This is a genomic window from Limnobacter thiooxidans (assembly GCF_036323495.1).
GTDB classification, from domain to species: domain Bacteria; phylum Pseudomonadota; class Gammaproteobacteria; order Burkholderiales; family Burkholderiaceae_B; genus Limnobacter; species Limnobacter thiooxidans.
Genome location: NZ_AP028947.1, coordinates 2,837,334 through 2,860,052, shown reverse-complemented (window position 1 = coordinate 2,860,052; position 22,719 = coordinate 2,837,334). Strand labels below are relative to the sequence as shown.

Here is a 22,719-nt window from a genome sequence, read left to right as displayed (position 1 = left end):
CACAGGAGAATAAGAGATGAGCACCTCGCCCCAACTTGAAGAATTCATGAACGGGCTGATTCGCAGAAATCCCGGCGAACCGGAGTTTCACCAGGCAGTCCATGAAGTCGCGCAGCACATCATTCCTTTTGTTGAAAAAAATCCCAAGTATGAGGCTGCACAAATTCTCCAGCGATTGACCGAGCCTGACCGCATCGTGAGTTTTCGGGTTTGTTGGGAAGATGACCAGGGTCAGGTTCGGACCCAGCGTGGTTACAGGGTGCAACACAGCAATGCGATCGGTCCCTACAAAGGCGGTATCCGGTTTCACGACAACGTGACACAGAGTATTTTGAAGTTTCTCGCGTTCGAACAGACTTTCAAGAACAGTTTGACTGGCTTGCCCATGGGCGGTGGCAAGGGCGGTTCCGATTTCAATCCCAAAGGAAAAAGTGATCGGGAGATCATGCGTTTCTGCCAGGCTTTCATGACCGAGTTGAGTCGCCACATTGGTCCGTTCACAGACGTACCCGCCGGTGACATTGGTGTGGGTGGGCGGGAAATTTCCTACATGTTTGGTCAGTACAAACGTATTCGCAACGAGTTCACTGGCGTATTAACCGGTAAGGGACTTGCGTTTGGCGGCAGTGAAATCCGTGTAGAGGCCACCGGCTACGGCGTGGTGTATTTCATGGAAGACATGCTCAACCACAAGGGCCTTAAATTCGAGGGCAAGGTGTGTTGTGTCAGTGGTTCAGGCAACGTGGCCCAGTACGCGGTTGAAAAAATCACAACCTTGGGGGGCAAGGTTGTGACTGTTTCGGATTCATCCGGCACGGTGCATGACAGTGAAGGGATCAATGCCGAGAAGCTCGCCCACATCAAGGAGTTGAAAGAGGTCAAGCGGGCCCGGATCAGCGATTACATCCTCAAGTATCCGCACGCCGAGTTTATCGCTGGCAGACGCCCGTGGCACATTCCCTGTGACCTCGCCTTTCCCTGTGCAACCCAGAATGAAATCAACGCTGAAGAGGCGGCCATGCTGGTGGCCAATGGTTGCATCGGTGTGTCAGAGGGCGCCAACATGCCTTCCGAAAAAGGCGCCATTGATGTGTTTCAGAATGCGCGAATCTTGTTTGCACCTTCCAAAGCTGCAAACGCAGGTGGTGTGGCTGTATCGGGTTTGGAGATGACGCAGAACAGCATGCGCCTGTCATGGTCACGTGATGAACTGAATCAGCGACTGCGAACAATCATGGGCGATATTCACAAACGCTGTGTGCAGTACGGTGCAGATGAAGACGGGCATATCGACTACCTGAAAGGTGCCAATGTAGGCGGCTTTGTGAAAGTGGCTGACGCCATGCTGGCTTACGGGGTTATCTGAGGCCTTGCCGCTTTTGAGCATAACGGGGTGGCCTGTGAAAGGGCTGCCCCATTTCTTTTGGTAGCATGGTTGATCCTCTTCACTTCAAGAAAACACCATGAATGTTCTGATTGTCCACGCACACCCCGAGCCCCAGTCTTTTTGCAGCGCCATGGTGAGCCGCATGCGCGATCGGTTTGAATCGCAGGGGCATAGCGTCACTGTGTCTGATCTATACGCCAAGCAATTCAACCCTGTGGCCAGTGCGGCAGACTTTCAGGATCGCAACAACCCTGATTACCTGGTTTACGCGCTCGAACAGCGTCATGCACAGAAAAACAATACCCTGCCAGCAGACATTGCCGAAGAACTCGCCTTGCTGAATCAATGCGACTTACTGATTCTGAATTTTCCCTTGTACTGGTTTTCCTTGCCAGCGATTCTGAAAGGCTGGATTGACCGTGTGTTCCTTTCAGGTGTGGTGTATGGTGGCCGAAATTTTTATGATCGAGGCTTGATGAAGGGCAAGCGCGCATGGCTGACATTCACCCTGGGTGGGCGTGAGCACATGTTTGGCGACGATGCCATTCACGGTGACCTGGACACCATGCTTCGGCCAGTGTTGCGTGGCAGCTTGGGCTATGCCGGGTTTGATGTACTCAAGCCCTTTGCCGCTTACCATGTTCCTTACATTTCACAGGAAGCTCGGGTTGAAATGATGGAACAACTGGATGCAGCAGTAGATGGCTTGGCCGAACGCGAATTGCTGCCTTATCCGAGTCTGGACAACTTTGATCCACAAATGAATCCGTTGAAGTAAAGCGCTAAACCCTGGCGCCAATAAAAAACCCGCGAGGCTTGCGCAACGCGGGTTTTCACAAATCTACACTAACCTTTCATACAAAAGGTTGGGTAGCAGTTTTGTTGTTATTGCTGTTCGAAAATTACTTGATGCCCAGTTGTTTCTTGATCTTGGCAATCACGTCAGTTTGAACTGTCTTGACCATGCCCTTGACTTGCTTCTCAAGATCCTTGATCTGCTTCTGGACGTCGCTCAACAGTTTCTTGCGATCAGTTGCGCTGAACACGGACTTTGCATCGACAGCCTTCGCCTTGGCGGCGGGTTTGGCTTTCACTGCTGCTTTCTTGGCTTTACCGGCAGCATTCGCTACGCTGGCAGTGGCTGCCTTGGCGCGTGATGTGGCTGGCTTTTTAGCGGCAGCGGGTTTCGCAGCGGCTGGCTTTTTGGCAGCAGCGGGTTTTGCAGCGGCCGGCTTTTTGGCAGCAGCAGGTTTTGCAGCAGCTGGTTTTTTAGCGGCAGCAGGTTTTGCAGCGGCTGGTTTTTTAGCAGCAGCAGGTTTTGCGGCAGCTGGTTTTGCAGCGGCTGGTTTTTTAGCAGCAGCAGGTTTTGCGGCAGCTGGTTTTTTGGCAGCAGGTTTTTTTGCTGTTGATTTTTTTGGAGCGGGCGTTGCTTTGCTTGCTTCGGCTTCGACTGGCTTTTGATCTGTTGTAACCATGTTGGGTAACCTTCCTTAAACGGTGTGGTGAGTTATGTTTACATTAAATTTAATTAACTGAAAAGCTTTTTTCATCAATACACCTGCAACAACCCGATTGTGTGTATTTTTCGTTTGGTTTTGTGGTTTTTTTTTCGCACCATGCAAGTGCAATTTCAAAAACTTTTCTCGCCTTTTTCTGGCACTCGTCTTGCTAGTTTGTTGATGATTCAACTTCAGGTGCACCGTGGTGTTCAAGCATCTTTCAAAACTTTCACATCATGCTGCGTGGCGCAGACAACTTGAGTTGTTGCTCGATTCCACTGGTGAAGGCATCTACGGTATCGACCTGAAGGGTCGATGTGTTTTCATCAACAAAGCCGGTGCGGAAATGTTGGGTTATTCCGCCGATGAAGTGTTGGGACGAAACATGCATTACCTCATGCACCATTCGTACGCCAACCACGATTTAATGCCAGTGTGTGAGTGCCAGATTTTTCGTGCCTTCCAGGAAAACAAGGGGTGTCGCGTCGACAACGAAGTCTTGTGGCGTCGCGATGGAACTTCTTTTCATGCTGAGTATGCTTCTTACCCGATTTTCGAAGAACAAGTCGTGGTGGGCGCTGTGGTCACTTTCAATGACATTACCGAGCGCGTTGAAGCACAAAATATTCGCCTTGCGGCCCAAGCAGAACTGGAGCGCCGAGTGATTGAACGCACTGCGCAATTACAAAAAACTCATGACAGAATGCGCCGGCTTTCTGCACACCTGACCACTGTACGTGAAGAAGAGCGAACCCGAATTGCACGCGAAATGCACGATGACCTGGGTGCAAAACTGACGGCCTTCGATCTGGAATTGAAAGCGCTTTCATACCGCTGCGCAAGCGACGAAAAACTGACCTTGCGCATACAGAGCATGCTGGAATTGGCACAGGGTGCCATGGAAAGTTTGCGGCGAATTCTTTCTGATCTGCGACCCGGTGTTCTTGATCACCTCGGTCTTTGGGCTGCCGTGGAGCATTTGCTGGGTGAGTTCTCTGAACGCACCAGTGTGGTGAGTACCCTGGATCTTGAACCCGCACTTGAACATGTGCGTTTGAGCAAGGCCACCGAAACAGCCCTGTATCGAATTTTGCAAGAGGCCTTGAACAATGTCGCCAAACACTCGGGAGCCAACCGGGTGGATGTGCGGGTACACACCGAAGGCCGGGCGGTTGTGCTGGAAATTCAGGACAACGGCCGTGGTATGGCAGTGCGAACATTCAATGCAGGGTTTGGCTTGATGGGTATCGAAGAGCGAGCCTGGGACATTGGAGCACGCTGTTCAATTGATTCTATGTTGGGGCAAGGTGTGTGCATCAAACTTCGTTTGCCTGAGGTACTGGCGATATGAATATTCTGATTGTCGATGACCACATGATCATTCGCCGCGGTCTGGTTCAAATTCTGGAAGAGTTTGAAGGTCGCTTTACAACCGATCAGGCTCAAGACGGAGTCCAGGCTTTGCAAAAGCTTCGTTCGGCGCCATTCGATGCCATGTTGCTGGATGTGGCCTTGGGTGAACGTGACGGATTTGATGTGTTGAAAAGTGTACGCAGCGAGTTTCCCGGCATTGGCGTGGTCATGCTGTCGGTGTACCCGGAAGCGCAGTTTGCCTTGCGTGCAATACGCAGTGGTGCCAATGCCTACCTGAACAAGGGCTGCTCGCCGGTGGAATTGATTCAGGCCCTTGAAATGGCCTGCAAGGGACAGGTTTACCTGACGCCTTCCACGGCGAACCTGATGGCAAACGATTTGCGAAAGCCCACAGACCGACCTCCGCACGAACGTTTGTCCAATCGGGAAATGCAGGTGATGCGCATGATGGCGCAGGGCGAATCCGTTCAGCACATTGCGCAAACGCTGAGCCTTTCGGGCAACACGGTGTCAACTTATCGGGCGCGTGTGTTTGAAAAGCTGGAGCTGAAAAATCTCGTGGACCTCGTGAACTACACCCAACAGCACGGCTTGTAGGGCCAGCACTACAACACAATCACAAATGCGGTGATACCCGGTGAACGCCATCGTTGGCACACTGAAGTCCTGTTCAATGTAGTGCTGCCGGGGATAAAACAATGGCCAGAATGCAGGGTTTCCGACTGGGTGTGTATGTGTTCAAAGACGCCGAGGTGGTCGACTATGCTGCACCCTATGGCGTGTTCTCCGTGGCCAAACGTTTCGATCCCGAGCTGGATGTATTCCTGGTTGCAGAAAGCATGCGGCCAGTTCAAACCCAGGCTGGCCTAACTGTGCTTCCCAACTATTCATTTGCTGACACCCCGGCCATGGACGCATTCCTGATTCCCGGAGGCTTCGGTACCCGGCAGGAAATGAACAATGGCAACCTGCACCGCTACATTTCATCGCTGCCCAAAAGTTGCCTGCTGACCAGCGTGTGCACCGGTTCGTGGATCTATGCGCGCATGGGTCTGCTTGATGGACTTGCTGCCACCAACCGCAAAGAACCCGACCGCATTGAAGCGTCCCATCTGGGTAAAACACCCATCGACCGGCTGGCAGAAATTGCACCGGCCTGCCAAGTCAGCCATGCCCGCGTCGTGGACGCTGGCCGACTGGTGACAGGGGGTGGTATCGCCAGTGGCATGGAAGTGGGTTTCCATTTGCTGCGCCGGGCTGGTTATGACGAGGAATTCATTTGTGAGGTGGCCCGCGTCATGGAATACACCAAGGCCTACCAGCAATACCAGCACGACATTGATTATTTTCGGCCTGCATTGAACCGAGCATCGGCTTAAGTGTAGATAAACAAGTTGCCCCCACAGTTGCAAAACAGCACAGGAGTACATCATGTCATTTTTCAAGAACCCGTTTGATCCCAACACCCGCCTTGGCATGCGCTGCGCCTGTGGTCAACACAGCAGCCAGGCCGAGCATGAACAGCAGCTGGCCGTGCAACAGATGGAAGAGCGTGCCGTTGAAAACGCGGTCATGCATGCCCTGTTTCCAAACGACCAATTGCGTCGCAATTTCCTGCGCGCTGTGGGCAGTGGCACGGCCATGGCCGCTATTGGCAGCCTGTTCCCTTTGGCAGCAGCCAAGGAAGCATTTGCGCAAAGCAATGGTCCGCTGGAAAAACAAAAGCTGAAGGTCGGCTTCATTCCGATTACTTGCGCCACCCCCATTATCATGGCGCAGCCATTGGGCTTTTATGCCAAGCAGGGTCTGGATGTTGAAGTGGTGAAAACTGCAGGTTGGGCGGTGGTGCGCGACAAGTCGCTGGCCAAGGAATACGATGCTGCGCACATGCTGTCGCCGATGCCTTTGGCGATCTCCATGGGCGTGGGTTCTAATGCCATACCATGGACCATGCCTGCAGTGGAAAACATCAACGGGCAGGCCATTACGCTGGCCATGAAGCACAAAGACAAACGCGATCCGAAAGACTGGAAGGGCTTCAAGTTTGCGGTGCCTTTTGATTACTCCATGCACAACTACCTGCTGCGCTATTACCTGGCTGAAGCAGGTCTTGATCCTGACCGTGATGTGCAAATTCGCGCAGTGCCTCCACCCGAGATGGTCGCCAACATGCGGGCTGACAACATTGACGGATTTTTGGCACCTGACCCTGTGAACCAGCGCGCAGTGTATGACGGCGTGGGTTTCATCCACATGTTGTCGAAAGAAATTTGGGCCGGGCACCCTTGCTGCGCCTTTGCCGCCAGCAAGGAATTTGTGACCCAGAACCCCAACAGCTACAAGGCCTTGTTGAAGGCCGTGCTGGATGCAACTGCGTACGCTCGCAAGCCAGAAAACCGCAAGGAAATTGCCGCAGCTATTGCCCCCACCAACTACCTGAATCAGCCCTTGACCGTGGTGGAGCAGGTGTTGACTGGCACTTATGCCGATGGCCTCGGTGGCATCAAGAAAGACCCACAGCGCATCGACTTTGATCCCTTCCCGTACCAGAGTTTTGCGATCTGGATTTTGACGCAGATGAAGCGTTGGGGCCAGATCAAGGGCGAGGTGAACTACAACAAGATTGCCAAGGAGGTGTTTTTGGCAACCGATGCAACACGCTTGATGAAAGAACTGGGCATGGCCACACCTTCCACACTGGACAAAAAATTCAGCGTGATGGGCAAGCCTTTCGATCCAAAGAAGCCTGAGGAATACATCAACAGCTTCGCCATTTCCAGAACCAAAGGCTGAGCGGCATGAAAGACTTCAGGAAGCAAAAGTGGGCGCCCTGGGCTTTGTCGGGATTGATTCTGGTGGTGCTGATTGCCATCTGGACCGTTGCCACATTGCCTGAACAGGCGGCCGTTAACGTGGACCCCGAGTATGCAGCGCTGGTGGGGCAGGCTGCATCCACTGGCAGCAAAACCCCTTTGCCCACACCGGGCGATGTGGGTGAAAAACTGTGGGGCCATGTCAGCGATCCGTTTTATGACCGCGGTACCAACGACAAAGGCATTGGCATTCAACTGGGCTATTCCATTTTCCGGGTGCTGGTGGGTTTTGGTCTGGCGGCCTTGGTGGCGATTCCTTTGGGTTTCCTGATCGGTATGTCGCCTTTGCTTTACAAGGCACTTGACCCCTTCATTCAAATCTTGAAGCCTGTGTCGCCCCTGGCGTGGATGCCGCTGGCTTTGTACACCATCAAGGACAGCGATATCTCTGCGATTTTTGTGATTTTCATCTGTTCAATCTGGCCGATGTTGGTGAACACCGCCTTCGGCGTGGCGGGTGTGCGCCGTGACTGGCTGAACGTGGCCAAAACTCTGGAAGTGAGTGCCTTGCGTACAGCATTTCAAGTGATTCTTCCAGCGGCTGCACCCACCATCATGACCGGTATGCGGATTTCGGTGGGCATTGCCTGGCTGGTGATTGTGGCAGCGGAAATGCTGGTCGGTGGTACAGGCATTGGTTACTTCGTGTGGAACGAATGGAACAACCTGTCGATTGCCAACATCATCAGCGCAATTCTGTTCATCGGCTTGATCGGCATGTTGCTGGACACGCTGCTGGCCCGCATGGCCCGCCTCGTCAGCTACAAGGAGTAAAGAACAATGACGACTGAACAAACAACAGCGCAACCCTACGCCATCGCCCCTGACTTGGTGGCACCCTTCCTTCAGGTCGAAGGTTTGGTAAAAAGTTATGCGCCTCAGGATCCGAAAGTTGCACCTGTTTTTGAGGCTGTGAACTTTGATATTCAAAAGGGTGAGTTTGTTTGCATCATCGGCCATTCCGGTTGCGGCAAAAGCACCATTCTGAACATCCTGGCCGGTCTGGATGAAGCCACACAGGGCTACGTCATCATGAATGGCAAGGAAGTGGTCGGCCCATCGCTTGATCGTGGCGTGGTGTTTCAAAGCCATGCCTTGATGCCCTGGATGAGCGCACTGAAAAACGTTGAATTCGGTGTGCGCTCTCGCTGGCCGGAAAAGTCCCCTGAGGAAATCAGCGCACATGCCATGAAGTACCTGGACATGGTGGGTTTGGGCAAGGCAGCACAAAAAAAGCCGCATGAACTTTCCGGTGGTATGAAGCAGCGCGTGGGCATTGCCCGGGCGTTCGCCATTCAACCGCAAATGCTGTTGCTGGACGAACCGTTTGGCGCGCTCGACGCACTGACACGCGGCACCATTCAGGACGAGTTGCTGCAAATCGTGAAAGCCACCGGCCAAACCGTGTTCATGATCACCCACGATGTGGACGAGGCCATTTTGCTGGCCGACAAAGTCATGCTGATGAGCCACGGCCCACGTGCGCGCATTGCCGAGATTGTGGAGAACACCATGCCGCGCGAACGCAGCCGCAGCACCGTGCACCACGACCCGCAGTACTACGCCATTCGCAACCACCTGGTGGATTTTCTGGTGCACCGTGCTTCGCCTGCCCCAGAAGAAGCCGCTTCTCGCTTGGCCGGTAATGCCGCGGTGGCTGCACAGCATCAACAACCCACAGTGGTACGCCCCGGCTTGAAAGCCCTGGCTGCCACAGACACAACACCTTCACTTAATTTGCTTCAAAGGAGTGCACCATGAAACGAACCGACGTCACCGAAATGATTGTATTGGCCAAGCGCAAGAAGAAATGCACTTGGGACGACTGTGCCAAAGTACTGGGCCAGTCCAAGGAATGGAGCACAGCCGCCTTGCTGGGCCAGATGACCCTGACTGAAGAGCAGGCCAAGAATATTGGTGAATACCTGGGCCTGCCCGCCGACGCAGTGGACTGCCTGCAAGTGGTGCCCTACAAAGGTTCACTGCCCACAGCCGTGCCCACCGACCCGCTGATCTACCGCTTTTATGAATTGATCAGCGTGTACGGCACCACCTTCAAGGAACTGATCCACGAAGAGTTTGGTGATGGCATCATGAGCGCGATTGACTTCAAGATGGATTTGCAGCGCGAACCCAATGCCATGGGCGACCGCGTCAGCATCAACATGAGCGGAAAATTCCTGCCCTATAAAACCTATTGATTTCAAGGCACAGGAACACCTCGGGTTAGAATGGACGCCTGTTTCAATTCTGACCCTGAGGTAAAGCTGTGACCGATTCAACTACCAACAACGCCGCTGCTGGCGACGAACTCGTACTACCTTCTGGCGTCAAGCTGACTTTCAAGAAGCGTGGTACTGGTACCCAGAAGCCCACGCCCAATTCGATTGTTGAAGTGCATTACGAAGGCACTTTCCTTGATGGTAAGGTGTTCGACAGCTCCATCAAGCGCAACGAGAAAATTTCCTTCCCGCTGAATCGCGTGATTCCAGCCTGGACACAGGCCCTGTGTGAAATGGTGGTGGGTGACCGCGCAATCGTGTTTTGCCCATCCGACACTGCTTATGGTGCGCGTGGTGCGGGCCCCATCCCTGGCAACACCGACCTGATTTTTGATGTTGAGTTGTTCGACATTCGATAATTTGAACTGAACTTCAAGCTCATTGAATCGAACTTGAAGTTCATTGCACTGAACTTCAATTGTCACCGCTGACCGAAAACTTGCTGCTTCGTCTTTGTGCTTGTGTCTCACTAAGCAAGCCCCGACAAAACAGAAAGTCGGGACTTGCTTTCGCTGTCGCGACCGCTTGACTCTGCACACAAAGCCGGCAAGTTTTCCGATTGGTCAGCGTGCGACAACTTGAATGTTCAGTTCTGCTTGCAGGTTCAACTCAGCTTGCTGGTTCTGTTCTGACCCTGAAGCTGTCTCACTTCTGCTGGCTCACGGCTGCGGTAAGCCGACTCGTCAGTGGATTTGCTTGTGCCGCACATTCAAGAAAACCGCCCCGGCTTGAACAAGGTTTCGATGGTCGCCCTGCGGGCGACACCCAGCCCCGACCGCGCTTTTTTGTCGGGGCTTGGGTGAATCGAGGGCCTTGATTCAAGAAGGGAGAAGCGGTTTTCAGTGCGGCATGAGTAAACCACGACGAGTTGGCTGAGTCGCTGCGCCGATAGCGGAGTGGATAGTGGATAAGCTGCGCCGATAGAGCTAAGCAGTCTTGCGCTGTTGAATTTGCTTCGCTGCCCACTGAATCAGAAACGGTACCAGCGCCAGTGCGGTCAATGACACCACCACCTCAGTGGAAATCAGTTCGCCCAACTGGCTGACTTTCGACAGTTCATGACCTGCATTCACATACAGCACAGTACCGGGCAGCATGCCCAGAAAGCTGGTCCACAAAAAGGTCCAGGGCTTCACCCGTGTCAGCCCGGCCAGCAGGTTGAAGGCCACAAATGGAATGATGGGTGCCAGCCTCAAACTCAGCAGGTAGACCACCTCATTCTTTTCGATGCCCCGATTGATTTCCAGCAGTTTCGCTGCGAAGCGCTGCTCAACTGATTCACGGAAAAGAAAGCGTGCGGCCAGAAAAGTCAGCAATGCGCCCAAGGCTGAGGCAGCAGTGGACACCACAATACACAGCCCAAAGCCCATGCAACCGCCGCCCACCAGCATCAGTACACCAGCGCCGGGCAGGCAAAGGGCAGTAATGACCACGAACAGGCTGAAGTAAATCAGGGTGACCAGTGTGGGGTGTTCCATGAAGTGCATGGCCAACTCGCGCTGGGCCATCAGCATGTCTTGAAGTGACACATCCATGCTGAGCCACACCCAGAGAAAAAGCGCGGCCACAAGCAGCAGCGCGCTTTTTTTCCAGTGTTTCAGCAAAGTGACTGGCATGCTGTGTTCAGCCTTTCAATACGATGGGTTCAAGCGCATCACCTTGCGGCAAAATCCGGCCAATGATCGCGGTGTGCTCATAGCCCAGTTTTTTCAAGGCGGCCACGCAGGCTTCGGCTTGATCGCCTGGCACGGTGGCCAATAATCCACCCGCAGTTTGAGGATCGAATATCAAGGGGTAGCGCGGGTCGTTCGCGTACTCAGCCTGGTTGCGAATGGCGCGGCGCAAGCGCACGTTGGCTGGTTGTAGCGAACTCACAATACCTGCATTCACCATGTCAAGCGCGCCGTCCAGCAAGGGCAGGGCGCTCAGGTCCAGTTCTGCATCCACTTCCGAAGGCCTTGTCATTTCCACCAGGTGGCCCAGCAAGCCAAAGCCGGTCAGGTCGGTGCAGGCTTTGGAGCCATGTTCACGCAGGCACTGTGCACCCAGGCGGTTGCTTTTCACCATCGATTCCAGGGCTGCGTCGATCCAGCGGCCCTTGGTTTTCAGTTGGGGCAGCGCGGCAAACAGGGTTCCAGTGCCAATCGGTTTGGTCAGCAAAATGACATCGCCGGGACGCATGCCACCCTTGATCATGACACCGTTGAGGTTTTCATCGACCAGGCCATTGATTGCAAAACCCAGTGCAAGTTCTCGACCTTCTCCGGTGTGGCCACCCACCAAGGCGCAACCGGCTTCGTTCAATACTTCCACTGCGCCGCTCATCATCTGGAATAGCAGTTCTTCCACTTTCGATTCCAGCCCGGGCGGCACGGTCACCACGGCGGTGGCCGATTGCGCCTCACCACCCATGGCAAACACGTCGCCCAGTGCGTGGTTGGCTGCTACCTTTCCAAACACGTAGGGGTCGTCTACAAAGGCACGGAAAAAATCGACGGTGTGCACCATGGCCTTGCCGGGGGGCACTTTGACAATGGCAGCGTCATCGGGTGCATGCAAGCCCACCAGCACATCGGCGCGGTCCACGGGCTTGAGGTTGCCCAAGGCGCGAGACAACACCGTGGAACCCACCTTGGCTCCGCAACCGCCACAGCGCATGGCAATGGCGGAGATGGCTTGCAGGCTTTCTTCCTGGGTGAGTGCAAGGTTGGGTGTATTCCCACCGGCAGGTTTCGCATTCGGATCCATCTCGGGGAATTCACTGAATTTCGCCATGAAGCGGCGGTCAATCCAGTCTTTCCACTGCCACACCCAGGCCCCTGCAAAGCCCAGCAAGCCCTTCGAGGCCACCGCATACTGGTCACCTGTACTGATCAGGGCCAGCCATGTTTTCTGTGGGTGGTATTCCTTCAGCGCAGCACCTTGAACAAACAGGTGCAGGTTTTTGGCCAGGGGTTTGCTCATCCGCACGGCAAACACGCCCGCCTTTTCAAGCGGTGTGCTGGTCAGATTGGCAATGTCGCCAGCTGCAAAAATTTTCGGGTCGCGGCTGGTTTGCAGGGTGGGGCCCACATTCACAAAACCACGGTTGTCCAGTTCCAGGTCGGTGTTTTTCAACCAGGCTGCGCCACCGGCTTGCGTCACCCACATGATTTCATCGGCGTGCAAACGTTCGCCTTGCCGGGTTTGCAGCGTGTGGCCATCCAGTTGCACCACTTCAGCGTCGCGGTGAAGCACAACGCCACGTGCATTCAGCACTTTTTCAAACCGTGCCCGCACACCGGGGTTGTGGGTAGGCAGTACATCGGCGTCCGCGGTGAACAGGTGAAACTCCAGTTCATCGGGATTTCGACCCATGGTTTTCAGTTCATTGCGCAAGCGAAACTGCATGGCCAGCAGCAGTTCAACGCCACCTGCGCCGCCGCCCACCACTGCAATGGTGGTTTTGCCTGCGTGGGTTTTCACACGGTCCAGCAAATTCAGCCAACGCTGGTTGAATTTTGCAATGGGTTTGACGGGCACTGCATGTTCCAGTGCGCCGGGCACTAACTGCACCTGGGGTGTGCTGCCAATGTTGATCGAAAGCGCGTCGTACGCCACGGGTGGTCGGTTCTTGCAAATCACTTTCTGATTGGCCCGGTCAATGCCAACCACTTCGTCCTTGAACAAACGGGCGCCCGCAAAAGCACAGAGTCTCCCCAAGTCGATGTGCACATCGTCGTAGCTGTAGTGCCCGGCAATGTAGCCAGGCAGCATGCCGGAATAGGGGGTGTGAATGTCGGTGCAGATCAGGGTCAGCCGAACACCAGGCCAAGGCTTCATGCCAAACATGCGCAGTACCCCCACGTGGCTGTGACCGCCGCCGACCAGCACGATGTCACGAAGAATGGGTTGTTCAGATGTTTGCATGGCTTGTTGCTACTGTGTTGTATTGAATGGCCCGTTGTACGAGTCGAATTAACTGGTTTTGTTCGTTTTCCGGTGCGAATAGTTTTGCACGTTCGGCACACTGGTTGTTCAGTTTGGTATACAGGCTGGACTTTCCCGGTGGCAGGGGTTTTGGGTTGACGATGTCTTCCTGCAATTGAGTCAGCATGTTGGCCAACGCATGGGAATTACCCATGGGGAAGTAGCCGGGATAGTTTGTGCCCAGCATTCCGATGTTGCCGTCAATGAAACTGGCCACCACGGGTGTGCCACTGCACACGGCTTCCATGATGACATGTGCGCCACCTTCCATCTTGCTGGCATGCACCAGCACGTGTGCGCGCTGGATTCGAGTGCGGGTTGTACCGTGGGGCAGATTGCCCAGCCATCGGTAGTTGGGGCACACCTGCATGGTGTCCTGGGCAGCCTGTGCCAGTTCCGGGTCGAGCGGGCCGCCAATGTGATCGATGTAAATGTCGCCATAGCCGCGCAGTAACACGGCCACTTCCATCAGGGTTTGGGGCATTTTTTCATCTCGCAGGTGCCCCACCATCACCACTTTCAATCTGCGTTTGGGTTTTGCCAGGGTTTTGCGTGAAGTGGTGGACTGAAAAATCACCGAGGTTTTGCTTTGCAGCTTTTCACCCAGCTTCTCGACGCCCTTTTCTTGCAACACAATCAGGTGTTGGGCCAGTTCAAGCGAATCCTGTGCTGCTTTGTCGGTTTCAATATCACGGTACAGGTCGGTGCCTGTCAGTGCCACGATCAAGCCAGGACTTGATCCTGCGGCCAATCCACGACTTGTTGCCCAGGCCTGAACCGAGTCTGCGGACCTGCGTGCATGCAGTGCAATCAGCGCGACGTCTTGTTGTGTTTGATCTGAGTCTTCCCAGGTTTTTACAACACGGACATCAAAATGTTCAGACATAAACAGCTGCCAGCGACGGGCAGTTTGCCAGTTGCCGTTGTTGGCGTCAGCAAGGGCAGGGCTGACAATGGCAATGCGGGGTTTGCTCAAGACAACAGTCGCTCTATGTGAAACAGGAGGTCTCAGGGTGCAGGCCACCGAGGTGGTACACTGCGAGTCCAGAGCAGTTTACACGATCCCACCCGCCCATCACCACGAGAATACGCATGCAAGCAGCCAATGAAACCCCTGTAATCCAATGGTCCAAGGGTGATGAAACATTCAATGCACGTTGGGTTTCCGAGCGGCATTTGGCTGTGCCGGGCAAAGTTGTTTTGGCGGACGACACGTTGACTGCGGACATGGCTTATCGCATGGCCTGCGAGGGCACCGCCCTGTTGTGGCAAAGCGATTTTCAGAATGCCCGCCAGTTGATGCAGGCCCTGGTGCGCCGGGTGGATAAAAATGCGGAACACAAGCGCGAGAAAGCCGCCAAATCAGGCAAGGCCGATGTGGCTTATCCCCAGAAGTTTCACTTGTATCGCCAGGCCCAGGCCCAGCGTGCCCGAATTCTGGGTTCAATCCTGATTCCGTTCAATGCCGATTACAGCATCCCCTTGCGCCGTGCACCTGATGTGTTGGCAGCCTGCACTGAAGCCTGGGGTGAGCCGCAAGCCGATGGCCCGATGATTGTGACTTCCCTGCGCGAAATGATGGGTGTTGTTGGTGCCTATGAATGGCGCAAGAAAGGGGTGGAAGTGTCTGCCTTGGGCGATCCACCCAGCAACCGCATTCACCCTTACTACGGCGTGTTTTCGCCAGTGCGTGGCGAGTATGTTGACCTGGTGCTGAAGGCGCCATTGCCAAAAGCCTGCGAAGTGAATGGTTCTGCAGTGGATGTGGGTACAGGCACAGGCGTATTGGCAGCAGTGTTGGCCCAGCGCTGGTTGAGCAATATTGTGGCCACCGACAACGACCCTCGTGCACTCGAATGCGCCCGATTCAATATTCAAAACCTGGGCATGGGCAAACAGATCAAGGTGCTTGAAGCGGATCTGTTTCCCGAAAGCAAGGCCGATCTGGTTGTGTGCAATCCACCCTGGTTGCCGGGCAAGCCAACGTCGCCAATCGAGCGCGCCATTTACGATGAAAACAGCGGCATGCTGAAAGCGTTTCTGGCCGGCTTGGCGGCCCACCTGAATGCGGGTGGCGAAGGTTGGTTGATTTTGTCAGACCTGGCTGAGCACTTGAATTTGCGCACGCGTGAAGAATTGCTGGGCTGGATTGAAGCCGCCGGTTTGAAAGTGGCAGGTCGTCTAGATGCCAAGCCCAAACACGGCAAGGCGTTTGACAACACCGATGGCCTGTTTGACGCACGGTGCAAGGAAATGACCAGCTTGTGGCGGCTTGCGGCTGCTTGAGCTGTCATCGGGTTCTGTTCCAATCAGCGCGAATTCCAATCCCTCGCCTGAAAATCTGTTGATCCCTGTTTGAAATTCACACTGACTCACCGAGGTTCGGCAAAAGAGATGGCCGAACCCGGTGTCGGCTGAACGCCGGACGTGGCGTGTGAATTCAAACGGGCAGATTTTCTTGAAGGCGAAGCGATTGAAACATCGCTGCTGATTGGGACAGAACTCGTGCAAAGTGGCAGCAGTACATGGTCGTTTGTACCTTTAGAGCACTGTCGCAGGGCAATTTCAAGAGGACTAATTCCTCAGCCTGTTGCTTGAATCCCTAGCGTGACGTATTCACGGCAAGGCGTGCGGCAAGAGCCCCTAGAGCGCTGGTAGTCATATGGTTTTCTGGCTTTTTTTGGCGGGGGATAACATCCATCACATGGGTTTAAGTATTTTTCCCCCTGCTGGTCAATATGCTACGGTCGCCTCCTCAACTTTTCTTTTCGCCAGCCCAACATGCTTTCATCCATTCAAGCCGCCGACATTATTGTTACCAATTCCGGTAATTTGCAATCCAGAGGTATTCAGGGTGTGACGTGTGCTTCCTATAGTCACGCCATTTTGGTTTTGAACAATAGTTTCTGTATAGAGGCAACGCCGCAATTTGGCGTTGCTCGCGTTGCCTTGTCAGAAGTATTAAATGGTGCAACCAAAGTGGACCTGTTCCGTTATCGAGGCATAACCCATTTTTATGCAGATAAGGTTTGTAATTCGATCATTAGATACGAGGGCAAGCCATATGATTTCCGTGGGGCTGTTCGGTCAGCAATCAGTTCGGGTTGTTCAAATGTAAAGCGCTTGTTGCCTGCTACGGTACTGATTGAGGTGGCAGACGAGGTTTTAAAGGATCAGTCGGCTCACGACAGTCAGTTTTATTGCAGTGAATTGATTGTTCGTGCTTTTGAAATGGCAGGCTTGTTTGTTACTAAATATCCAGCTCACGCAGTCAGTCCCGGCGGTTTGGTAAAAAGTGAGTCGCTCAAGTTCGTGAAGGCGCTTAAGTCATGAGGGTAAGTTGTTCCTGGCCACGTATTGCAGCGCTACTTATACTGTTTTTGGGGCCAGCTTTGGCAATGGCAGACCCATTGTGTTGGTTACGAACCCAGTCACCCCAAGATGCCGAGATTGCCGGTCCAATTCAAGTGGGTCCCGAATGGAAACAGCTCAAACTCACCAGGCCATTTAATGTCTCCCCGTCTATTTACTATGTCCATATGCTTTTGAAACGGGCTGATTTTGATTTTGTGGACTTGACTAATAAGGACGAGCATCCCGAATCCTGGAACCGGTGGCTTCCCCGAAACAAGCAGACGGGTAAGGTGCTGCTTTTCGACGTAAGAGTTCACAACAACAAACTAGGCTGGATAGATTTGGTGTATTCCTTCACCGGATCGCCAACAGTGAAAGGCGAAACGTTTGCCTCGCTTGGTTTCGCCAATCATCCTGACAAGAAGAGATATTTTTATCCAGAGGGAAGCGTAATTGATGAGGTGCACATTCGCTCAAATAACCCGGTCACCATTGAGGCAATTTGGTGGGGAGCTCCTGGTTATTGGAAATGGCCTTGCCGAAAGTGGTCTGAGGTGCCCGCCGCGGAAACGATGCTCCCGCAAAACTGAGGCGGTGCTTTTTCCGCCAGCTTGGCGGCGAGTTTGGCAGTTCTGCACTTGAAGAAAACCGCCCCGTTTGAATTCAGCCGCAGCGTTCGGCCTTTGGCCGACACCGAATTCGGCCATCTTTCTTGCCGAGTTCGGTGAGTCAGGATGAATGCAAAAAGGGATTACGCGGTTTTCAGTGCAGAACAGGCAGGCAGCGCCAAGTTGGCGAACAACCAAAGCAATCGTAACCTCAAGCCTTCGCCCAAAACACCGCAAACTTTTGCTCCGTATCCGTGTAAGCCTTGCAAGCTGAAAACCCGGCCTGTTTCAACAATTCCTCAAATCCTTTTAGGGTCCATTTGTAGGAATTTTCGGTGTGAATACGTTCACCTTCTGTAAAGTGACGTTCCCCACCTTCCCAGGTCACGGTCAAATCCCGAAGTGCTTCCAGGTGCATCTCGATCCGGTTCAGCTCGGTGTTGTAAAGGCCGATGTGTTTCCAGTCTTCCAGCTTGAAGTTGGTGCCAGCCAGTGTGTTGAAATGCAGCAGCATGTTGCGGTTGAAAGCTGCAGTGATGCCCAGTGCATCGTCGTAAGCCGCTTCCAGTACCCCTTTGCTTTTCACCAGATCTACACCAATCAGCAAGCCACCCCCGTCAACAACGGAACAAGCCGATTGCACCTGTTTTAGAAACAGCAAGGCTTCTTCGGGGGTGAAGTTGCCAATACTGGACCCGGGATAGAACATGACCCTGGCCTGTGTTGGCTTCAAGGCCAGGTCTGCGGGCAATATCAATTGGCTGGAAAAGTCCATGCCGACACCGGTCATTTCCAGAGTTGGAAACTGGCGCTGCCAGCGTTCCAGCGCCACTTTCAAAAAGTCCACCGAGATGTCAACCGCGACATATCGGGCTGGCTGAAATACCGGAAACAGGCGAACAGCCTTCTCGCAATTGCCTGCGCCCAGATCAATCAGCACGCACCCGTGCGGCAGCAGTTTTGCCATGTCGTGCGCATGTTCGTCGAATATTCTGGCTTCAGTGCGGGTGGGATAGTACTCAGGAATGCAGGTAATGGCCTCAAACAGTTTTGAGCCCAGCTCGTTGTACAGATATTTCGGGGAAGCGTACGCCTTGGTGGCACGCAGTCCGCTGAGCAATTCTTCACGAATGTGTTCGGCCTGCGCCTGATAAATCTGGATAAATTGCGGTGTGGTGGTCATGACTTCAAATGTCTTGTTGGTCGCTTAGCGGGTCATCTTGCGGCGCAGGTGATAGCTCAGGCTGTCAACAAGGGCAACCAGCAATAACATGGCTGCCAGAATGGTGGCGGTTTTGCCCATCTGGAACAAACCCATGTGAAACGACAGCAGCTGCCCGAGGCCGCCTGCACCCACCACGCCCAGCACAGCGGCGGCGCGGATGTTGTTTTCCCAGCGGTAAAGGGTGTAGCTCATCAATTGCGGTAGCACCTGCGGCAAGGTGGTGAAATAGAACACCATCAGGTTACCTGTTCCCTGCGCGCGCAAGGCATCTGCAGGTTCGGGTGGCGCATTCTCGATCGATTCTGCAAACAGCCTGCCCAGTACACCAGTGGTGTGAAAGGCCAATGCCAGCGTACCCGCGAAAGGCCCAAGCCCGGCTGAAATAAGCAGCAGCGCTGCCCACACAAGCTCGGGGATCGAGCGCAGGGCATTGAGCACCCAACGGGTGGGGGTGCGCAGGGTACTTTTGTCGTTGCTGTGCAATTTGCTGGCGGGAATGGCCAGGGCCAGCCCGGCGAGTGCCGCCAGTGCGGTACCCAAGAGTGACATGGCAAGGGTTTCAAGGGTGCCCCAACCGACGCGTTTCAAAAATGCAACCTGGGTATCCATCGGGAAAAACTCTCCCAGAAAGCGTCCCATGGATGCAAAGGCCTCAAGCGAAAGAAATTCTCCCCATTTCAGATTCAAGGTCCAGAAACTGGCAAACACCAGCATCAACATGCCGAGCAACAGGGCGGCCGTACCACCCTTCATCACGGGGGGCGCCTTGGCTGGGCAGTCGGGTGCCCGGTTGGAGACAGCTGTTTGAATGCTCATATCAGGCGATTCCTGAAAAACGCACTGACTGCATCGGCCAGAGCCACCAGCAGAATGAATACCATCAACATGGTGGCCACTTCGCCACCATTGAACATTTTCATGGAGTTGTCGAGTTCCTGACCCAAGCCGCCTGCACCCACGAAGCCGAGAACCACGGATGAACGAATGGCGCATTCCCAGCGATACACAGTGTACGAGGTCAACTCCATCACATTTTGTGGCAGCAGGCCATAAAAGAAAGCCTGCAGGCGGCTGCCACCATTGCGCAACAAGGTTTCAGTGGCTGTGGTTTCGCCGCTTTCCAGAATTTCACCGTACACCTTGCCCAGCATGCCACCATAGGTCAGCGCAATGGCCAATACCCCTGCCGTAGGGCCCAAACCGACCACACGAACAAACACCAGGGCCCACACCAGTTCGGGAATGCTTCGCAGAACAATGAGTGTCCAGCGGACTATTTGGCGCACGACAAATGGCAGCGCAGCCATTCGCCCTGAAATGGCCGACACGGACAACACGCGGGTCGAAATGATGGTCAGCGGAAAAGCGATCAACAAAGCCAGCACCATGCCGGCTGTGGCGATGGCCACGGTTTTCCAGGTTTCTCGAAGAATGCGGGCCAGCAGGTCGGGTTCCAGAACGGGCGGGAAAAAGCTGCCAATGAAGTTGGCTGTGATTTTCATGTTTTCTGGCTCGAACAACACCGATGGCCGGAACTCAGTGGCTTCTGTCAGAGGCCACAGCAACAGCAAAGCGAATATCATCCAGAACAGGCGCTGGTGCCAAGCCGGGTCGCGCAAAGGTACATCGAACCGGGGGTTGTGTACTGGCAGGCTGCTCATCGACAATTGTTGACCACCACTGTGGGCGTTGTACGCTCGAATTGCTTTTCAATCAGTTCACGGTCGGGCTGACCCAGCAATTCATGTTCGTACTGGGCATACAGCGATTTCAGCATGGCCGGGGTGACTTGTTCTGTGGGCAAATCAAACACAATTTTCCCGTCGCGCAGACCGATGATGCGCTTGAAAAAGGCCAGCGCCATGTCCACCTGGTGCAAGGTGCAAATTAGTGAAATTCCTTTTTCCTGCGCGGAATCGGTGAGCGCCGACATGGCCAGGCGCGCGCGTGTGGGGTCGAGTGCGGAAAGTGGTTCATCCACCAACCACAGTTTGGCTGGTGACACGAACAGGCGGGCCAGGCCGACGCGCTGGCGTTCACCGCCTGAAAGCCGATCAACCCGTTCAAAGATTTTTTCGGGTAAATCCAGTTTGCTGAGCGCCATGTGGGCGGCAGGAATGTCCACTGGATAAAAAAGTGATTTCAGGCTTTGAAGCAGGCTCATCGCGGGCAATCGTCCAGCCAATACCGAAGTAATAACCCGTTGACGGGGAGGCAAGGGCGGCACTTGAGGGGCAACAATCAGTTGACCGCGAAGTTTCTGCAGTTGACGTTTACTCAACTGCCAAGGGTTTTGTTCGTTCAGCGAAACCAGGCCCTGTTGGGGTTTCAATGTGCAAGACAGCACTTGAAGCAGCGTGGTTTTGCCGGCACCAGAGGGGCCGATCAGAGCGATTTGTTCGCCGCTGTTGATTTGCAGGCTCATGCCCTTGATGGCAGGTGCGCTGCCGGGCGGTGCAGAGGGATGGCAGGCGTTGATGTCCTGAATTTGAAGCTTCACTGCGCAACCTTCCCTTTGAAACAGTGGGAGGCCGACTGGCCCCCCAACCGCTGGATTATAGCAAGCCGGCGCTACGTGCGGCGCTTTCCAAACCTTTGTAGTTCTCGGGCTTGGTGTCGATGTAACGGGTTGCGCGGTTCAGCTTCAGGATTTCTGCATGCTCTGGTACTGCAGGGTCCAGGTCAAACAGCGCTTTCTGGATTTTCTTGCGCAGGTCTGCTGGCATGTCCTGGTGAACGGTCCAGTTGTAGTTGTAATAGGGCGGTGTGGTGTAGAAAACGTCTACGGCCTTGGTATCAACCTTATTTTCAGCTACAAACTTTTTCCACACAGTAATGTCCAGTGCTGCTGCATCCACCTTGCCGCTGACTACAGATGCAATGGTTGCATCATGTGCACCGGAATAGGCCACGCGCTTGAATGCCTTTTCAGGTTCCAGGCCTGCTTCCAGCAGGAAGCTGCGTGGCATCAAGTGGCCAGAAGTGCTGCTTTGTGAGCCAAAGGAAATTTGTTTGCCCTTCATGTCCTGAAGGCTTTTGATACCTGAATCGGTTTTGGCGATGAACACAGACTGGAACTTGGTGTCTTCAACACGCTGGGCAATTGGAATGACCTTTCCGCCGGAACGCAGTGATGCCTGTACGTGTGTGAAACCACCGAACCAGACCAGGTCGACTTTCTTGTTGACCAATGCTTCCACCGCTGCGGGGTAGTCGCTAACCGGGGTGAATTCCACTTTCATGCCAACCGCTTTGGACAGGTAATTGGCCAAAGGCTCGAACTTGCGAATCTGCTCGGTTGCGGCTTCTTCGGGAATGGTGGTGACTTTCAATACCTGTTCGGCGTGTGCAGACATGGAGAAACCCACTGCAAGGGCGATTGCTGCGACTGAGAACAGTCGGCGTGAAATTGAAAGGGCTGAATTTTTCATGGAAACCTCGTTTGTTTTGACCGAAAGGACAAATTTTCAGGAATTAATAATCGCACAAACCATTCACTCCGATGGGTGGTTTGTGTCAACTGTGTCTGTTTTAAACGCCGGGTTTCTGAGCCGCTTTCACTTGTGCGGCCTGTTCTTCTCCGGTTTTGTAATGGGGAACCCGCAAAACAAGTCGTTTGGCCCGCTGGATAAAGCTGTTGTTGCCCTTGATTTCCTGTTCCCAGTACTGGTCGGCCAGGGCGATGTTCTTGTCCAGCTCAAGCTCGAAAGCGGCCTGTGACACTTGGCCTCCGAAAATATACAGCTTGCCGTTCACCATTTTGAAGTCAGTTGCGTTGCCGCCCCAAGGAATACCAAACATGATGCCATTGGCGCAATAGCCGCCGTACTGGGGCAGGTATTGTTCGGGGGATTGGTCAAACAAGGCCTTGTTCTCGGCGCTTGAAAAGTGAAAATCAACGTCCTTGTAGGTGCTGCTGAATTTCGCAGATCCCTGAACATAGGCGTTTGTTGTGAAATAGGCCACCACGTCAGCGCCAAACAGCATGACTCGGTCTGCACCTTCAGCTTGGGCTGCATTCACGGGGCTTAATTCGTTGGCCGGGTTTTGTGCGCTCATGGACGAACAGGCACCAAGGCTTAGTATCAGGCTGGCTGCAAAAAGCAGCTTGTGTGTGCGTGTCATTTTCAAAATTCATCTCCAGGTTG

23 protein-coding genes are annotated in these 22,719 nt (G+C 53.9%); 13 read left to right on the top strand and 10 right to left on the bottom strand.

What is annotated here, in order from left to right:
- The first annotated feature begins 16 nt into the window (after positions 1–16).
- Complete coding sequence (gene gdhA / locus RGQ30_RS13015) at positions 17–1,366, top strand: NADP-specific glutamate dehydrogenase (protein WP_130557815.1); 1,350 nt, start codon at positions 17–19, stop codon at positions 1,364–1,366.
- A gap of 97 nt (positions 1,367–1,463) precedes the next feature.
- Positions 1,464–2,165: an NAD(P)H-dependent oxidoreductase gene (locus RGQ30_RS13010; RefSeq protein WP_130557816.1), complete on the top strand. Its 702-nt coding sequence runs from the start codon at positions 1,464–1,466 to the stop codon at positions 2,163–2,165.
- 124 nt (positions 2,166–2,289) lie between these two features.
- Here the strand turns inward: RGQ30_RS13010 and RGQ30_RS13005 are convergent, their stop codons facing one another.
- Entirely contained in the window at positions 2,290–2,862 is a 573-nt protein-coding gene (locus RGQ30_RS13005) for a hypothetical protein (RefSeq protein ID WP_338284493.1), read from the bottom strand.
- Positions 2,863–3,091: 229 nt separating this feature from the next.
- On the opposite strand from RGQ30_RS13005, the gene RGQ30_RS13000 reads away from it, so the two are divergent.
- From RGQ30_RS13000 to RGQ30_RS12965, 8 genes are all read left to right on the top strand, one after another.
- Positions 3,092–4,237 carry a sensor histidine kinase gene (locus RGQ30_RS13000; protein WP_130557817.1) on the top strand — a complete coding sequence of 382 codons (1,146 nt, stop codon included), beginning with the start codon at positions 3,092–3,094 and terminating at the stop codon, positions 4,235–4,237.
- On the top strand, positions 4,234–4,857 hold the full coding sequence (locus RGQ30_RS12995; RefSeq protein ID WP_130557818.1) for a response regulator: 624 nt from the start codon (positions 4,234–4,236) through the stop codon (positions 4,855–4,857). The genes RGQ30_RS13000 and RGQ30_RS12995 overlap by 4 nt, the downstream gene beginning before the upstream one ends.
- A gap of 101 nt (positions 4,858–4,958) precedes the next feature.
- Positions 4,959–5,639 (top strand): DJ-1/PfpI family protein, encoded by a 681-nt coding sequence (locus RGQ30_RS12990; RefSeq protein ID WP_130557819.1) that lies wholly within the window; start codon positions 4,959–4,961, stop codon positions 5,637–5,639.
- 52 nt (positions 5,640–5,691) lie between these two features.
- Positions 5,692–7,053: a CmpA/NrtA family ABC transporter substrate-binding protein gene (locus RGQ30_RS12985; RefSeq protein WP_130557820.1), complete on the top strand. Its 1,362-nt coding sequence runs from the start codon at positions 5,692–5,694 to the stop codon at positions 7,051–7,053.
- A 5-nt stretch (positions 7,054–7,058) separates the two neighbouring features.
- A complete protein-coding gene (gene ntrB, locus RGQ30_RS12980) occupies positions 7,059–7,907 on the top strand; it encodes a nitrate ABC transporter permease (RefSeq protein ID WP_298216755.1) in 849 nt (282 codons plus the stop codon).
- A gap of 6 nt (positions 7,908–7,913) precedes the next feature.
- On the top strand, positions 7,914–8,894 hold the full coding sequence (locus tag RGQ30_RS12975) for an ABC transporter ATP-binding protein (RefSeq protein ID WP_130557821.1): 981 nt from the start codon (positions 7,914–7,916) through the stop codon (positions 8,892–8,894).
- A complete protein-coding gene (gene cynS, locus RGQ30_RS12970) occupies positions 8,891–9,334 on the top strand; it encodes a cyanase (RefSeq protein ID WP_130557822.1) in 444 nt (147 codons plus the stop codon). Before RGQ30_RS12975 ends, cynS begins: the two co-directional genes overlap by 4 nt.
- 68 nt (positions 9,335–9,402) lie before the next feature.
- A complete protein-coding gene (locus tag RGQ30_RS12965) occupies positions 9,403–9,774 on the top strand; it encodes an FKBP-type peptidyl-prolyl cis-trans isomerase (RefSeq protein ID WP_130557823.1) in 372 nt (123 codons plus the stop codon).
- A gap of 567 nt (positions 9,775–10,341) precedes the next feature.
- On the opposite strand, the gene RGQ30_RS12960 is transcribed toward RGQ30_RS12965, so the two are convergent.
- From RGQ30_RS12960 to senB, 3 genes are read right to left on the bottom strand one after another with little or no spacing between them, the layout of a single operon-like run.
- A complete protein-coding gene (locus RGQ30_RS12960) occupies positions 10,342–11,031 on the bottom strand; it encodes a TVP38/TMEM64 family protein (RefSeq protein ID WP_130557824.1) in 690 nt (229 codons plus the stop codon).
- Positions 11,032–11,038: 7 nt separating this feature from the next.
- On the bottom strand, positions 11,039–13,324 hold the full coding sequence (selD, locus tag RGQ30_RS12955) for a selenide, water dikinase SelD (protein ID WP_130557825.1): 2,286 nt from the start codon (positions 13,322–13,324) through the stop codon (positions 11,039–11,041).
- Positions 13,311–14,360 carry a selenoneine biosynthesis selenosugar synthase SenB gene (gene senB / locus RGQ30_RS12950; protein WP_130557826.1) on the bottom strand — a complete coding sequence of 350 codons (1,050 nt, stop codon included), beginning with the start codon at positions 14,358–14,360 and terminating at the stop codon, positions 13,311–13,313. The genes selD and senB overlap by 14 nt, the downstream gene beginning before the upstream one ends.
- A 116-nt stretch (positions 14,361–14,476) precedes the next feature.
- On the opposite strand from senB, the gene RGQ30_RS12945 reads away from it, so the two are divergent.
- From RGQ30_RS12945 to RGQ30_RS12935, 3 genes are all read left to right on the top strand, one after another.
- Positions 14,477–15,670, top strand: coding sequence for a methyltransferase (locus RGQ30_RS12945; protein ID WP_130557827.1), 1,194 nt, complete (start codon positions 14,477–14,479; stop codon positions 15,668–15,670).
- Positions 15,671–16,165: 495 nt separating this feature from the next.
- Positions 16,166–16,717, top strand: coding sequence for a C40 family peptidase (locus tag RGQ30_RS12940; protein ID WP_130557828.1), 552 nt, complete (start codon positions 16,166–16,168; stop codon positions 16,715–16,717).
- A gap of 59 nt (positions 16,718–16,776) precedes the next feature.
- Positions 16,777–17,328, top strand: a complete 552-nt coding sequence (locus tag RGQ30_RS12935; protein WP_130557829.1) for a hypothetical protein — start codon at positions 16,777–16,779, stop codon at positions 17,326–17,328.
- A 229-nt stretch (positions 17,329–17,557) separates the two neighbouring features.
- Here RGQ30_RS12935 and egtD read toward each other — a convergent pair whose 3' ends face one another.
- The 6 genes from egtD to RGQ30_RS12905 all read right to left on the bottom strand — a co-directional run bounded on the left by egtD (position 17,558) and on the right by RGQ30_RS12905 (position 22,696).
- Positions 17,558–18,529, bottom strand: a complete 972-nt coding sequence (gene egtD, locus RGQ30_RS12930; protein ID WP_130557830.1) for an L-histidine N(alpha)-methyltransferase — start codon at positions 18,527–18,529, stop codon at positions 17,558–17,560.
- Between the two features lie 24 nt (positions 18,530–18,553).
- Positions 18,554–19,387 (bottom strand): phosphonate ABC transporter, permease protein PhnE, encoded by an 834-nt coding sequence (gene phnE, locus RGQ30_RS12925; RefSeq protein WP_130557831.1) that lies wholly within the window; start codon positions 19,385–19,387, stop codon positions 18,554–18,556.
- On the bottom strand, positions 19,384–20,232 hold the full coding sequence (locus RGQ30_RS12920) for a PhnE/PtxC family ABC transporter permease (RefSeq protein ID WP_130557832.1): 849 nt from the start codon (positions 20,230–20,232) through the stop codon (positions 19,384–19,386). Before RGQ30_RS12920 ends, phnE begins: the two co-directional genes overlap by 4 nt.
- Entirely contained in the window at positions 20,229–21,071 is an 843-nt protein-coding gene (locus tag RGQ30_RS12915) for a phosphonate ABC transporter ATP-binding protein (protein WP_338284489.1), read from the bottom strand. Before RGQ30_RS12915 ends, RGQ30_RS12920 begins: the two co-directional genes overlap by 4 nt.
- Before the next feature lie 55 nt (positions 21,072–21,126).
- Positions 21,127–22,002, bottom strand: coding sequence for a putative selenate ABC transporter substrate-binding protein (locus RGQ30_RS12910; protein WP_130557833.1), 876 nt, complete (start codon positions 22,000–22,002; stop codon positions 21,127–21,129).
- Between the two features lie 100 nt (positions 22,003–22,102).
- Positions 22,103–22,696: a YHS domain-containing (seleno)protein gene (locus RGQ30_RS12905; RefSeq protein ID WP_338284488.1), complete on the bottom strand. Its 594-nt coding sequence runs from the start codon at positions 22,694–22,696 to the stop codon at positions 22,103–22,105.
- Between the last annotated feature and the right edge of the window lie 23 nt (positions 22,697–22,719).